Here is a 14,548-nt window from a genome sequence, read left to right on the forward strand (position 1 = left end):
TCATCCACTTCCGGAAAGCGCGCCGGCACCGGTGAGGAAGTCCAGGTGCCTGCGCAGCATTCGCTCGTTGGCCGGGGGGAACCCCACCCCCGCCCCGGCCGCGGCGGCCCAGGTGCGGGAGCAGTCGAACCGCGGGTGCGGGCGGGGGCGTTCGGGCAGGGAGAAGGCGAGCGGGGCGAAGGGCCCGGCCGGGTCGGCGAGCATCCGCTCCCGCCATCGGTGGTACGGCACCACCTCGGTCGGGTGACCGGCCGAGGTGAGGGTGGCGGCGAGGGCGGCACGGGTGAGGCCGCCGTCGCCGTGGTAGTGGTGGTTCCGACCGAGGTGGTCCGGGACCTGTGAGAGCGCGACGACCGCCGCGGCCACCGTGTCCACGGGGACCATGTCCAGCACCTCGGCGGTGTCCGGGACGGCGCCCGCGGCGACGCATCCGGTGATCCAGCGGCTGAACGCGGAGCGCGGGTCGGCGGCGCCGGTGGCGGTGTCGCCGACGATGGCCGCGATGCGGTGGATCGAGACGGACAGGCCGTGGCCGCGGGCGGCGGCGGCCATGGCGTCGGCCACCCATTTGCTGAGGTCGTAGCCGCTGGTGAGACCGCTCGGGTCGGTGGGGGCGTCGTCCTCGGTGACGACACGGCCGTCGTAGGCGTCCCCGAGGAAGACACCGAGGGTGGAGATCAGGTGCAGCGGGGCCCCGCTGTCACCGGCCAGGCGCAGGATCGCGGCGGTGGCGTCGACGTGGGCGGTTTTGAGGGCGTTGTAGGGCGCGGCGAAGTGCGGCACGGCGGCGTTGTGGTAGATCGCGTCCACGGTCGTGAGGGTGTCGTGGTCCTCCGTGGACAGGCCGAGGCCGGGTTCGGACAGGTCGCCGGGGACCGGGATCACGCGGTCGGTGACCGGCAGCCGGCCGATCGAGCCCTGGCGGACGAGGCAGTGGATCCGGGCGTCGGTCCGGGCCAGGAGCTGGCCGAGGAGGTGGCGGCCGAGGAAGCCGGTGGCGCCGGTGAGCAGGATCCGGCGCGGCGTGCCGGCCGAGGGGGCGCCGGGTGGTTGGACGGCGCGGAGACGGATCTCGGGTGGGGGGACGGCGTCGGCGCGCAACCGGTCGAGCGTGGGCAGGTCCGCCGAGGCACCGTCGTCGATGGCTGCCGCGAACGCCGCCACGGTGGGGGCGGTGAACAGTGTGCGCATCGGCACCGTGACGCCGAGGCGGTCGCGGACGGCGGCGAGGACGTGGGCGGCGATGAGCGAGTGCCCGCCGATGGCGAAGAAATCCGCGGTGCGGTCCACGTCGGACCGGTCGAGGACGGTGGCCCAGATGGCGGCGACGGCCCGCTCGGTGGCGGTCCGGGGCGGATCCGCCGGGGCGGAGGGGGTGGTGGGGGGTTCGGGGAGGGCGGTGTTGTCGACCTTGCCGGTGCTTGTGGTGGGCAGGGCGTCGAGGACGACGACGGTGTCCGGCACGAGATGCGCGGGCAGGCGGTCGGCGCAGAAGGCGCGCAGGCCGGGAACGTCCGGGACGGCGACCCGCGTGTCGGGGGTGGTCGGATCGGGTGCGTTCCGGGTGGGTGCGGTCGAGGCCGGGGCGCCGACATAGCCGATGAGGCGGTCGCCCCTGGCCACCACCACGGCCTCCGCGACGGCCGGGTGCGCGGCGAGCACGGCCGCCACCTCCCCCGGCTCCATCCGGTTGCCGCGGATCTTGACCTGGTCGTCGGCCCGGCCGACGAACTCGAACGTGCCGTGCGGGTTCAGCCTCGCGAGGTCGCCGGTCCGGTACATGCGGGCGCCGGGGTGGGCGCCGTACGGGTCGGCGAAGAACGCCGCGGCGGTCGCGGCCGGGTTTCCCCGGTACCCCCGGGCGGGCGCCAGCCCTCCGATGTAGACCTCACCGACCACGCCGACGGGCACCCGGCGCAGAGCCCGGTCGAGAAGGTGGACGCGGATGTTCGGCAGCGGGCGGCCGATCGGTAGCCGGGTAGGGTGCTCGCGGCCGTCGACGGTGCGATGGCTGGTCGCGCAGACGGTGGCTTCCGTCGGGCCGTAGTGGTTGTGGAGGGGAATGCCGTGCTTCGCCCACGCGCGGACGGTCGCCGCCGGGACGATGTCGCCGCCGACCATCATGAGCTCCAACGGGAGGCGTTCCCCGGCGAGATCGGCCACCCAGCGCTGCCAGAGGGGAGCCGCCGTGTCCACCGCGGACAGTCGGTGCTCGACGCAGAGCCCGAGGAGGTCCGGTCCGGTGAGGCTGCCCGGGTCGGGGTGGATGACCAGGGTGGCCCCGGCCGCGAGGACCGGGAAGATGTCGCCGAACGCGGCGTCGAAGTGCGGGGGCGGGACCATGAGGAGGCGGTGCGCGGCGGTGAGGCCGTGTTCGGCGATGAACGCGGTGGTGAGGTTGAGGAGGGTGTCGTGCTGTACTTCGACGCCCTTGGGTTCGCCGGTGGAGCCGGAGGTGTGGACGACGTAGGCGAGTTGGGACGGGTGGATGGGCGTGGGTTCGTGGTGGCCGGTGGCGGGGAGCGCGTCGCGGGTCAGCACGGTCCTCGCGCCGCTGGCGGTGATCAGGGCCTGTCGGCGGGAGGGCGGCTGGGCGGGGTCGACGGGGACGAAGCATCCGCCCGCCTTGAGCACGCCGAGGATCGCGACGATCGCGTCGGCGCTGGACGGGATGGCGACCGCGACCGGGTCCTCGCTCCGGATGCCTGCCTCGCGCAGGTGGCGGGCGACGGCTGAGGATCGGCGGTCCAGGTCGCGGTAGGTGAGGGGCGCGGCGGCGAGGTCGAGGACGGCGGTGGCGTCAGGGGTCCGGGCGGTGCGGGCCGCGATCAGGTCCACCACGGTCGTGGCGGCCGGTCGGGCGCGGACGGCCGGTCCGGTGGACGGTGTGTCCGGTCCGCCGGGGGAGGCGGGATCGGACCGGGTGTCGAGGGCGGTGTGGACGGCGTTGTCAGCCGGGGACAACAGGTCCAGCTGCGCCAGCGGAAGGCCGGGGTGGCGGACCACGGCCTCCATGACCGCCAGCACCTGGTCGGCGATCCTGGTGATCGTGTCCGCCTCGTACCGGTCGGTGCGGTAGTCGATGAGGGCGGGCCAGTCGCCCTCGCGTTCCCTGATGTGCAGGGTGAGGTCGAACCGGCTGGTGGCGCGGTCGATCGGCACCGGGGTGGCGGTCAGACCGGTGAAGGTGACGGGCGCCGTCTCGCGGTTGAGGACCAGCATCGTCCGGAACAGGGGGTGGTCCTGCCGTGGGGTGGGGACCGTGGTGAGGATGTCGGCCAGGGAGATGTCGGCGTGGTCCATCGCGTCGGCCACCACCCCGGTGGCGTCGGCGAGCAGGTCGCGGGGGGTGGCTCCACGGTTCGTGCGGAGCCGGAGCGGGAGGGTCGTGACGAACATGCCGATCACGTCGTCCCACCCGGGCGGACGGGTGCTGACCGGAGCCCCGACGACGAGGTCGTCACCACCGTCCCGGGTGGAGGAGACGAGGGCGAGAACAGCGAGGAGACCGGCGAAGGTGGTGGCCCGCTCGCCCCGGCACCAGGTGGCGAAGCGGCGGGCGAGCCCGGCCGGGACGGTGAACCGGTGGGTGGCACCGGGGGCGGCGCCCACGTGGCGGGGGTGAGCCGGGGCCCGGCCGGATGCCGGGTGCGGCGAACTGTCCGACGCGGGGGTCCGGGCCGCGCCGTACGGGTGGTCCGGCGAGGGTCCGGAGACAGCCGGGGCGTCGCGGAGTGTCTCGGCCCAGAACGCGGTGGTGCGCGGCCGTGGCCCCACGGCTGGCGGCGCGGGGATCGGTGGTCCCGGTGCGCTGGGCCTCGTGCTGAGCGCCGTCTTCGTCTCCTGGACGTCCGTGGCACCGGACAGGGGCGTGGAGTTCGGATCCACGGTGGTCAGGGTCTTCAGCAGGATCGACATCGAGGTGTCGTCGCAGATGAGGTGGTGAGCGGTGATCGTCAGAAGATGGGTCGTGGGAGAGGTTCTGATCAGGTGGGCCCGCACCAAGGGGCGCCGGGTCAGGTCGAAGGGGTGGTCGGCGTCCCGGGCGGCCAGGCGTTCGGCCTCCGGCCACGGGTCCGTGTGAGCGCTCAGGTCGGTGGCGCGCCAGGCGCTCGCCGCCAACTCGTCCGAGTAGGGCGCCGCGTTCAGCCACGGGATGTCGTCATGGACGACGATCGCCGATCGCAGGACGGGATGGGTGGCCAGGGTGCGGGCGAACCTGGCGCGCAGGTCCGCCTCGTCGAGCGCACCCTCCAACCGGAGCGCGGCGTGCACGACGTAGGCGCCGTCGTCCTGGCCCGCCTGGTGGATGATCCACAGTCCGTGCTGCGGGCCGGACAGCTGCCCTGGTGGAGCGGGCGCCGGCCCCGCGATGTGCGGGATCTCCGGAGTACCGGGTTCGGCCTGGCCCGGATCGATCGCGGCGGCCAGGGCGGCGACGGTGGGGTGGGCGAACAGGGTTCTGATCGTCACCTCCACGCCGAGGGACGCCCGGATCTTGGCGACGGCCTTCACCGCCGCCAGGGAATGGCCGCCGGACAGGAAGAAGTCGTCGTCGCGGTTGACCGGGCGGGCCAGCAGGCCCGCGAAGATCTCCGCGATCGTGGTCTCCGGACCCGGGTGGGGGGCAGCGGCGACGGCGTCCTCCGACGGCGGGGGCAGGGCGCGTACGTTCAGCTTTCCGGAGCTGGTCAGCGGGAACGCGTCCACGGACACCATCGCCGAGGGCACCAGGTAGGCGGGAAGGACACGGCTCAGCCGTTCCCGCACCCTCGGCCAGCGGGGCCGCCCGGCGGCCGGGATCACATAGGCCACCAGGCGGTCACCGTCACCGGCCACGCGGGCGTCGGCGACCTCCGGGTCCGCCCGCAGCGCGGCCTCCACCTCGGCCGGTTCCACCCGGTGGCCGCGCACCTTGAGCTGCGCGTCCACCCGCCCGACGAACTCCACGACGCCGTCCGGGCGGCGCCGCGCCAGGTCGCCCGTCGCGTACATGCGCGCGCCGGGGACCGGCGAGAAGGGGTCGGCGACGAACCTCGTCGCCGTCCGGCCGGGCGCCCCGAGATAGCCGCGCGCCAGCGGGAATCCGCCCAGGTACACCTCGCCGACCACGTCGTCGTCGACCGGTCGCAGGCCCGCGTTCAGCAGACGCAGGGCCACGCCGTCGAGGGGGTCGCCAATGCCGAACCGGCTGTCTTGGCGCACCCGCTCGGCGGTCGACCAGATCGTCGTCTCGGTCGGGCCGTACGTGTTCCACAGCTCGGCCCCGCCCAGCGACCCGGCCAGCTCCGGCGTCAGCACCTCCCCGATCGACACCCGGACCCGCACGCACTCCGGCACGCCTCCGGCCGCCACCAGCACCGCCCACACCGACGGGGTGACCTGGACGACGGTGACCCCCTCGGCCGTCAGACGCCGCGCCAGCGCGGGCCCGTCCACCACGATCTCCGGCGGTACCGGCGCCACCCGGGCGCCCACCGTCAGCGGCGCCACCAGTTCCCACACCGAGATGTCGAACGCCGGGGAGATCATGGCCGCCACCACGTCCCCGGCGCCCAGCCCCACCAACGCCGTCGACCGGGCCAGCATCCCGGCCACCGCGCGGTGCGGCACGCCCACGGCCTTCGGGCGGCCGGTCGACCCGGACGTGTGGAACACATACGCCAGTGACTCGGGGCCGATTCCGGGATCGACGCGCTCGAACTCCTCCGGCAGGTCAGGGATCTCGGTCAGCACGACGCGGGCGGCCCCGGTGACGGCCCGGCGCCTCGGCTCGGGCCACGACGGTTCCACCGGCACGTACACCGCGCCCGCCCGCCAGATCCCGAGGACGGCCACCACCAGGTCCGTGCCGCGCGGCAGGTCCACCGCGACCCACGCCTCCGGCCCGGCGCCCTTCGCCCGCAGCACCGAGGCCAGCGCCGCCGAACGGCGCTCCAGCTCGGCGTAGGACAACTCACCCACCGCGAGGCCGTCCGCGCCGAACCGGATCAGCTCCAGCACGGTCGACGGCGCCGGAGCACCGGCGCGCCCGGCCACCGGCGCGGCCATCACCGAGGACCCCGCCGTCAACGCCGACAACCGGCGGTCGGGGTCGGCGCACGCGCGGTCCAGCAAGGCCAGCAGCCGCCCGGCGACACCGTCGACCGTCGCACCGTCGAACAGGTCCGTGTCGTGTTCGGTGACCACCGCCATCTCCGCGCCGCCGGACTCCACCATCACGGTGAGGTCGACGTCGGCCGTGCCCGTGTCCGGCGGCATCCGGTCGGCCCGCACTCCGGGGAGCACCACCTCGGGTGGGTCCTGCATCACGAGGTGTGCCTGGCACAGCGGTGCGTGGCTCGGGTCGCGGGAGGCGCCGACCGCCTCGACGATCCGGTCGAACGGGACCGCCGCGCCGCCCAGTCCCGCCGCGACCGCGCGGCGGGCCCTGGCCACCAGCTCGCGGAACGTCGGATCGCCGCCGATCCCCATCCGCAACGGCACCGGGTTCACGAACATTCCGACGACGCCGGCGAACTCCGGTCCCGGCCGCCCGGACACCAGGGTGGCGACCACCACGTCATCCTGACCGGCCGTCGTGCCCAATGTGGCGGCGTACGCGGCCTGCAACACGACGAACCGGGTGGCGCGGGTGGCGCGGGCGAGCGCGTCGACCCGCGCGGTGAGACCCTCCGGGACGGTGTGGCGGCGCAGCTCCCCCCGGAAGGCGCGCATCCTCGGGCGGGGCCGGTCGGTGGGCAGGGTGAGCAGGTCCGGCACACCGTCGAGCTCGGACACCCGGCGGGACGGGTCGTGGTCGACGGTGTCCGGCGGCGCCCCGGGATCCGGCAGTGGCCGGGCCGGGTCGGCGTACAGGGCGCTGATCTCCTCGCACAGCACCGACAGTGATCTACCGTCGACGGCCGCGTGATGCGTGTTGATCACCAGTACGTGGTCGGTCGGTGTGATCCGGCCCAGCCGGATCCGGAACAACGGCCCGGTGCGCAGGTCGAACGGCTCCCGTGCGGCCTGCGCCGCGAACGCCTCCGCGTCCGGCACCGTTCGCACCACGACGTCCGCGGCGCCCACCGGACCCACCCGGCCGACCGGCTCGCCGTCGACCTCGTCGAAGGTGGTGCGCAGCACCGGGTGCCGGGCCACCACGAGATCCGCCGCGCGCTGGAGCGCGTCCACCGACACGGGGCCGGCCAGCCGGAACACCGCCGGGTTGTTGTGCAGGGGTGCCCCTTCGGCGAACGCCTCAAGGAACCACAGTCGTCTGGCCCCGGGCGGGAGCGGGACCGTCATCGGTACGCTCCCCGGTCCCCGAACCGGCGCCGGTACGCCGCCAGATGCTCCGGGTCCGCCCGCAGGAACGGCGCGTCGGCGGCCACCATGTGCCGCACCGCCAGCAGCGGCAGCGGGCTGCGCAGCGGCCGGAAGTCCGGGTTCCACAGACCGGGCGCGGACGGCGGTCCCGGGTGGAACTCACCGATCATCAGACCGCGTTCCACGAATCCGGGCTTCAGCTCTCGCTGTATGCGGTCGATCTCGCCGGGCGTGATGTCCGGCAGCACCACCAGGACCGTCCGGTATCTGGCCTGCGGCCCGTCACGCGGCGGCAGGTCCGGGAACCAGTCGCGGTAGGCGGTCATCACCGCCCGCAGGTCCGGCCGTCCGGGGTGTTCGGCGAGGAAGAGCCCGCCCCGTTCCAGCGAGACGGCCGTGTACGGGCAGACGTCGCCGCTCCGCCCCAGATCGGGGTGCGGCCGGCACAGGTAGGACCGCGCCCACGCCAGCACCACCTCGGCGGCGGCAGGCAGGTCCGGGTGGTCCGGCTCGAACAGCGCGACGTCACCCGACGGGTGGCTCAGCATCTCCCGCTCCGCTTCCGCCGTGCCGCAGCGAGCAACGTGACCGCGCCGAGCCCGGCGAGTCCGCCGAGGAGGCGGTCCTGGCGGCGGGCCCGGGCGAGCGCGTCGCCGTACGGGAGGCTGCTGTGGCTGATCATCGCGTACAGCGTCCGCCACCCCGGTAACAGGCGGCCGAGCGTGAAGTCGATCCGTTTGCGGGCCAGGAACACCGGTGACCGCACCCGGTCGCGCAGCTCCACGAAGTTGCGCGCGGACAGCTCGGCGAGCACATCGGTGTGCGGACGGCGGCGGGCCTCGAACGCGGCGAGCGCGTCGCCCGGGGCGTGCTCGGCGAGACAGGCGTCGAGCACCGCGCAGTCCTCGAACGCGGCGTTCATCCCCTGGCCGTAGAACGGGTACACGGCGTGCGCGGCGTCGCCGACGAGGACGACACGGTCGTGCTGCCACGGCGCGGTGCGCACCGTCACCAGGCTGCCCGGCTCGTGCGCGAGGAACTGGGTGACCAGGTCCGGCACCAGTTCGGTCAGGTCGCCGAACTCCTCGGCCAGGAACGCCCCGGCCCGCGCCTTGTCGCGCAGCCCCGCGAATCCGGTGTCGCCGTCGAACGGCAGGAACACGGTGCCGGTCAGCGATCCGTCCGGGTTGGGGTGTGCCACCACCAGTCCCCGCCTGCCCGGCCACACGTGCAGCGCCTCCGGCCGGTCGACGGCCGGGATGGTGAACTCCCGGTAGCCCCAGTCCAGATGCGTCTGGTGGAACTCGGCGCGCACCTGGCGGTGCAGGTGCGCGCGCACGGTCGAGTACGCGCCGTCCGCGCCGACGACGAGATCCGCCGGGAACGTCCGGGCCGCGGTCCGCACCTCGGTTCCGGCCAGGCCGGTGACGCGGTGCCCGAACCACAGCCGCACCCGGGGGACCGCTTCGGCGGCGTCGAGCAGGGCGATGTTGAGGTCGTGGCGGCGGACCGAGTGCAGCACCTCGGTGTCGTCCGAGCCGTAGGGCTGGTAGGTGGTCCGGCCGCTGTGGTGGACGATCCGCCCGCGCATGGGAACCGCTTTGGCCAGGGCCTCCTCCAGGAGGCCGATGTCGCGCAACGCCGCCCGCCCGCGTTCGGACAGCCCGACGCTGATCGACGCGGCGTCCGGGCCGTCCGTGCCGCGCGGGTCGCCGCGCCGCTCCACCACGTCCACCCGGTGGCCGCGGCGGGCCAGCCGGATCGCCAGCATGGTTCCGGCCATACCCGCCCCGACGATGACGACGTTCATGTCCGGCCCCTGGCCGGGTCGACCGGGTCCATCGCGACCAGCGCTTCGACGAGATCGGCGGGTGTGGAGGCGTCGAACACGGTGGCCACGGACGCGTCCACGGCCAGTTCGACCCGGATCCGGCTGACCAGCGCGGTGGCCATGAGCGAGGTGCCGCCGAGGGCGAAGAAGTCGTCGTCCGGCGCGACCGCGTCCACCGACAGCACCTCGGCGAACAATCGGGCGAGGTCGTCGGCGAGCGAGCCCGACGCCCGCGGCGCGGGCTCGGCGAACGCGGCCCGGTCCAGTTTTCCGTTGGGGGTCAACGGGAAGTGCCCGACCACCTCGATCATGTCCGGGACGAGGTGGGCCGGCAGCCGCTCGGCGAGGTGCGCGCGCAGGTCCGGCACGCTCGCGCCGCGCGGCAGCACGTAGCCCACCAGGTAGGCGCCGAGCGGTCCGGAGCGGGCGACGACGGCGGCCCGCGCCACCGCCGGGTGAGCGCCGAGCGCGGCCTCCACCTCGGCCGGTTCGACCCGGTGGCCGCGGATCTTCACCTGATCGTCGGCCCGGCCGAGGAACAGCAGGTCACCGTTCGGCAGCACGCGGACCAGATCGCCGGTGCGGAACATACGCGACCCGGGCGGACCCCACGGATCGGCGACGAACCGCTGCGCGGTCGTCCCGGGGCAACCCAGATAGCCGCGCGCGACCCCGGCGCCGCCGATGTACAGTTCGCCCTCGTCGACCGGGGCGCACTTCTCGTCCAGCACCCGCAGTTCGGTGCCGGGGATCGCCGCCCCGATCGGCACCACCGGGCCGCCGGCGAGCGGCGCGCTCATGGTGGCGCACGCGGTCGTCTCGGTCGGGCCGTAGGCATTGATCATCCGGCGGCCGGCGGACCACCGGGCGACGAGGTCCGGGCCCAGCGCCTCCCCCGCGACGATCAGGCACGCGACCGACGGCAGCGCCATGTCCGGCTGGGTGGCGAGCGCGCTCGGTGGCATGCACACATGGGTGACGCCGTGCTCGGCGACGAACCGGGCGAACGGTTCGCCGGGCGGCAGTCCCTCGGGCGGCGCGAGAACGAGTGCGGCCCCGGTGAGCAGCGCCATGCACAGGTCGGCGACGGCCACGTCGAAGCCGACCGACGCGTACTGCAACACCCGGGCACCCGGTCCGGCACCGAAGCGTTCCCGTTGCGCCGCGACGAGTTGAGCGATCCCCGTATGGGGAACGACCACGCCCTTGGGCCTTCCGGTCGAGCCGGAGGTGTAGATGACGTAGGCGGCGCTCGCCGGATCGGGATCCGTCACCGGGGCGGCGGACACCGGCGCGGCCTCCAGCGCCCGCAGCTCTCCCGGCGTCAGCACCAGGGCGGGACGGGCGTCGGCGAGCACGGCGGCCACCCGGTCCGGCGGCTGGGCGGGGTCGACCGGCAGATACGCGGCTCCCGCGGCGAGGACGGCGACGACGGCGACGACCATGTCCGCGCCGCGTGGGATCGCGACGGCGACGATGTCGTCCGGCCCGACTCCGCGGTCCCGCAGCCCGCCCGCCACCGCGAAGGCGCGGGCGTCGAGCTCACCGTAGGAGAGCGTGCCGCCGGCGGCGACAACCGCGATCGACTCCGGGCTCCGGGCGACCTGGCGCCGGAACATCCCCACCATCGTCTCGGCCGGTATGGAATTCACCGTATCTATTCGCGCGTCCACTGCGGTTTCACACTCCGTGTTCCACGGAAATCCATTAGGGGAACGAGGGGAACTCTGTCTTATGACGCGGATCGGTGTCAACGAGGTCGACAAGGTGCTTAGTTCGGCGCTCACCCGATGCGCTGACCACGATGGCAATGATGAGAACTTGCTCATGGAAAGCTTGTCCCGCCGGTCTGTTCGGCGCCATAACCTGGCCAGTATCTTGTAGCCGCTTCCCCGAGACCTGATCAGTTGCGCGCTGCCGAGCGTGACCGAGTCGTACTCGGAAATGGGTTGGCCCATCTGGAGGGGTTCGGATGAGCGGGACATCGCTGGATACGCAACCAAGGGACACGCCGCCTACGTCCGTGCCGGTCGACCAGTTGACGGAAACGGGGCTCGTGCGGGTCGCCGGCTCCAGTCCGGACCACGTCAGCGCGCTCGCGCAGTGTCCGGACGACCTCCCGCCGATCCTCGTGCACCGGCCGACCATGCGGGTGATCGACGGCGTGCACCGCTTGCGCGCGGCCAAGCTGCGCGGGGACGCCACCATCGGCGTGCGGTTCGTCGACGGCACCGAGGAGGACGCGTTCGTCCTGGCCGTGAGCGCCAACGTGAACCAGGGTTTACCGCTGACGCTGGCCGACCGCACCGCCGCCGCCTCCCGGATCCTCTCGTCGCATCCGCACCTGTCGGACCGGCTGATCGCGTCGACAGCCGGTTTGTCCACCAAGACGGTGGCCGCGATCCGGCAGCGTGCAACCGGCGAAATGACTCAGTTGCACACCCGCCTCGGCCGCGACGGGAAAGTGCGGCCACTCGACGCCTCCCGTGGACGCACGATTGCGAGTCAGGCGATTTCGAACAATCCAGATCTTTCGTTGCGGGCGATCGCCCGAATCGCCGGAATATCGGTCGGCACCGCCCGGGATGTCCGGGAAAGAATGCGGCGCGGCGAGAATCCTATTCCGCCGCGGCATCGCCTTTCCGCCGAAAACTGTACGGATAACGACGCACCGGAGAACAACGCACCGGGCAACAGCACCGGCGGTGGCAACGGCACCAACGGCACGCCGCGCGCCGAACGGGACCGGTTGCTGCGCTCGCTGCGCACCGATCCGTCGTTGCGGTTCTGCGAGACCGGCCGCGCGCTCCTGCGGCTGCTCGACGCCAACACCCTCGACGCCGCGCAGTGGGACCGCCTCGCGGCGGCCGTCCCCCCGCACTGGTCACCGGTCGTCGCCGACCTCGCCTTGGACTGCGCGGCCGACTGGTCGGCGCTCGCCTGCCGGATCCGCGGCCAGGTCCGCGTCAGCGCGTGAGTCCGGCGCGCACGCCACGGCGATCGCCGCCGCCAGCTGGACCACCGCGAACAGCGCGACCACCGGAAGCAGCGCCGACGCGTCGCCGACGATCGCGACCGCGACCAGCGGCCAGAAGCTGGAGATCGTGACGCCCACCTGGTAGGTCACGGCGATCGCGGAGAACCGCACCATCGTCGGGAACAGGTCCACCAGGAACGCGGCCAGGCCACCGTAGATGGCGCCGTGCGCGAGGGTCAGCGCGGGGATGAACACCAGGGCGACCAGCGTCGGATCGCCGGAGGACAGCCAGGCGCCCGCCGGGATCAGCGCCCCCACCGACACCACGTAGCCGAAGATCATGACCGGCCGGCGGCCGAACCGGTCGGACAGCGCGCCGAACAGCGGCAGTGTCACGCACTCCCCCAGGGCCGCGATCATCAGCCAGGTCAGCACGGTCGAGCGCACCTCCGGCCCGGACTTCGCCGCGTGCGCCACCAGGAACACGGTGAACATCGCGATCACCGATCCGGTGCCGAGCGAAGCGAGGATGCCGATCACCACGCGGCGCGGCCACCGCCGCAGCACCATGATCACCGGTACCCGGGCGGGGCGGTTCTCCGCCCGGCCACGCACGAACTCCGGTGTCTCCTCGATCCCCAGCCGGACCCAGATACCGATGCCGACCAGGACGATCGACGCCAGGAACGGCAGCCGCCACCCCCAGGTCAGGAAGTCCTCCTCGGGCAGCTGGGAGAGCAGCACGAAGGTCAGGTTGCTGGCGAACAACGCCAGCGCGAAGCCCATCGCGGGCCAGCTGCTGAAGAAGCCCCGGCGGCCGGGCGGGCCGTGTTCGGTGCTGAGCAGCACCGCGCTTCCCCATTCGCCGCCGATGCCGATGCCCTGCGCGACACGCAATGTCACCAGCAGGACCGGCGCGAGGACACCGGCCGTGTCATAGGTGGGCAGCAGGCCGACGCCGAACGTGGCGATGCCCATGACGAGCAACGTCCACACCATCATCGACTTGCGGCCCACCCGGTCGCCGAAGTGGCCGAACAGCAGGCCGCCCAGCGGGCGCGCGACGAACCCGGCCGCGTAGGTGGCGAACGACGCGAGCACACCGCCGGCGGTCGACGACCCCGGGAAGAACAGCGGGCCGAACACCAGCGCGGACGCCGTCGCGTACAGATAGAAGTCGTACCACTCGATGGCGGTGCCGATCGTGCTCGCGATCAGCACCCGGCGGACCGAACGAGGATCCGAGGTCGCCCCGGGTTTCACGCGTCCTCATCGGACACGAGGGCCCGCCCGCCGAGCTCGTGGGGATCGGCGGCGAGGTCGTAGGCCCACACCTGCTGCCCGTCCGCCTCCCAGATCACCTTCCGCCCGTCCGCCCGCACCGAGTGCAGCGCCTTCAGGTCCGGGTAGTCGTCCGAGGCGGCGGCCCGCTCCTGCGGGAAGTAGGTCTCCGAGTAGGCCTCGCGGGACGCCCCGGTGCCGGCCGCGAAGAACTCGGTCAGCGAGGCACCGTCCGACGACCGCGGGTCCAGACCGAGCTGGTCGAGCACCGTCGGCATGATGTCGACCAGCCGCACCTGACTGTCCACGCTCATCCCCGCCGGCACCCCGGGGCCGCTGATGATCAGCGGCACGTGCTGGGTCGCGTCGAACAGCAGGCAGCCGTGGCCCTCCTCGTACGGGTGACCGAGGTCGCCGGCGTGGTCGTTGGGGTACCACCCGGCCAGGTCCTCGCCGTGATCGGAGAAGCACACCACCAGCATCGATTCGATGTCGTGGCCCATCTCGGCGATGCGGCGCAGCAGGAGCTGGACGTAGTGGTCGGTGTAGGCGACCTCGCCTTCGTACGGGTTCGCCACCTCGACGCCGACATCCTCCGGCGGCTCGTAGGGCCAGTGCGCGTCGAAGAAGTGCGCGAACAGGAAGAACGGGCCGTCGCCGTCCAGCGACTCAAGCCAGCGGGTGGCCCGGTCGACCACCACCGGGGCGCGCTTGAGCGCCAGCCCGCGCAGCTTCACGTCGCCGACCGACAGCGGGTCCCGGCCGTCCGGCAGCAGCGGGATCTCGTCGTCGTAGAAGTCGAACCCGCGGTCGATCCCGTACCACTTGTTCAGGCCGGGGCAGGACACCACCGCGCCGCTCGTGTACCCGGCCGCCGACAGGCATTCCGCGAGCGTCGGCACCCGCTTGTCGAGCGATTCGCGGAACAGATGCCTGACCCCGTGGCGGGGCGGCTGGAGCCCGGTGAACACCGTGGCGTGGCTGACCGGCGTGAGGGGGCACGACGAGATCGCCTGCGTGAAGCTGACCCCGTTCGCGCGCAGCCGTTCCACCCCGGGGTACTTCCCCGAATAGGCCACGTCGGCGCGCACGGTGTCCAAGGAGATGAACAGGATGTTCGGCTGTGTGGTCACCGGGGTTCCTCTGTA

Annotated in this window: 7 protein-coding genes; 1 reads left to right on the plus strand and 6 read right to left on the minus strand. The window is 73.2% G+C overall.

All coding sequences use genetic code 11. The features are described 5' to 3' along the window. Genes AB852_RS09480 through AB852_RS09495 form a run of 4 tightly spaced genes read right to left on the minus strand, consistent with a single transcriptional unit; the run spans position 1 to position 10,770 of the window. The gene (locus AB852_RS09480; protein WP_073786017.1) at positions 1–7,290 is read right to left on the minus strand and encodes a non-ribosomal peptide synthetase; all 7,290 of its coding nucleotides are present in this window, start codon (positions 7,288–7,290) and stop codon (positions 1–3) included. Further along, positions 7,287–7,859, minus strand: coding sequence for a DUF6875 domain-containing protein (locus AB852_RS39615; RefSeq protein ID WP_178390975.1), 573 nt, complete (start codon positions 7,857–7,859; stop codon positions 7,287–7,289). Before AB852_RS39615 ends, AB852_RS09480 begins: the two co-directional genes overlap by 4 nt. Further along, entirely contained in the window at positions 7,853–9,121 is a 1,269-nt protein-coding gene (locus AB852_RS09490; protein WP_073786019.1) for an FAD-dependent oxidoreductase, read from the minus strand. Before AB852_RS09490 ends, AB852_RS39615 begins: the two co-directional genes overlap by 7 nt. Then, positions 9,118–10,770, minus strand: coding sequence for a non-ribosomal peptide synthetase (locus tag AB852_RS09495; protein ID WP_073786021.1), 1,653 nt, complete (start codon positions 10,768–10,770; stop codon positions 9,118–9,120). The genes AB852_RS09490 and AB852_RS09495 overlap by 4 nt, the downstream gene beginning before the upstream one ends. A gap of 395 nt (positions 10,771–11,165) precedes the next feature. On the opposite strand from AB852_RS09495, the gene AB852_RS09500 reads away from it, so the two are divergent. Continuing rightward, entirely contained in the window at positions 11,166–12,119 is a 954-nt protein-coding gene (locus AB852_RS09500; RefSeq protein WP_245876697.1) for a ParB/RepB/Spo0J family partition protein, read from the plus strand. On the opposite strand, the gene AB852_RS09505 is transcribed toward AB852_RS09500, so the two are convergent. Together AB852_RS09505 and AB852_RS09510 are read right to left on the minus strand one after the other, a co-directional pair. Further along, entirely contained in the window at positions 12,027–13,382 is a 1,356-nt protein-coding gene (locus AB852_RS09505) for an MFS transporter (protein ID WP_073786025.1), read from the minus strand. The genes AB852_RS09500 and AB852_RS09505 overlap by 93 nt on opposite strands. Then, on the minus strand, positions 13,379–14,533 hold the full coding sequence (locus AB852_RS09510) for a sulfatase (RefSeq protein WP_073786027.1): 1,155 nt from the start codon (positions 14,531–14,533) through the stop codon (positions 13,379–13,381). The genes AB852_RS09505 and AB852_RS09510 overlap by 4 nt, the downstream gene beginning before the upstream one ends. Positions 14,534–14,548: the final 15 nt, after the last annotated feature.

Source organism: Streptomyces uncialis (assembly GCF_001905345.1).
In the GTDB taxonomy this organism is placed as follows: domain Bacteria; phylum Actinomycetota; class Actinomycetes; order Streptomycetales; family Streptomycetaceae; genus Streptomyces; species Streptomyces uncialis.

Bases quoted from the DNA above. Each gene is read 5' to 3' on its own strand.
- AB852_RS09480 (WP_073786017.1), bottom strand. From the start codon at position 7,290: ATGACGGTCCCGCTCCCGCCCGGGGCCAGACGACTGTGGTTCCTTGAG.
- AB852_RS39615 (WP_178390975.1), bottom strand. From the start codon at position 7,859: ATGCTGAGCCACCCGTCGGGTGACGTCGCGCTGTTCGAGCCGGACCAC.
- AB852_RS09490 (WP_073786019.1), bottom strand. From the start codon at position 9,121: ATGAACGTCGTCATCGTCGGGGCGGGTATGGCCGGAACCATGCTGGCG.
- AB852_RS09495 (WP_073786021.1), bottom strand. From the start codon at position 10,770: ATGGTGGGGATGTTCCGGCGCCAGGTCGCCCGGAGCCCGGAGTCGATC.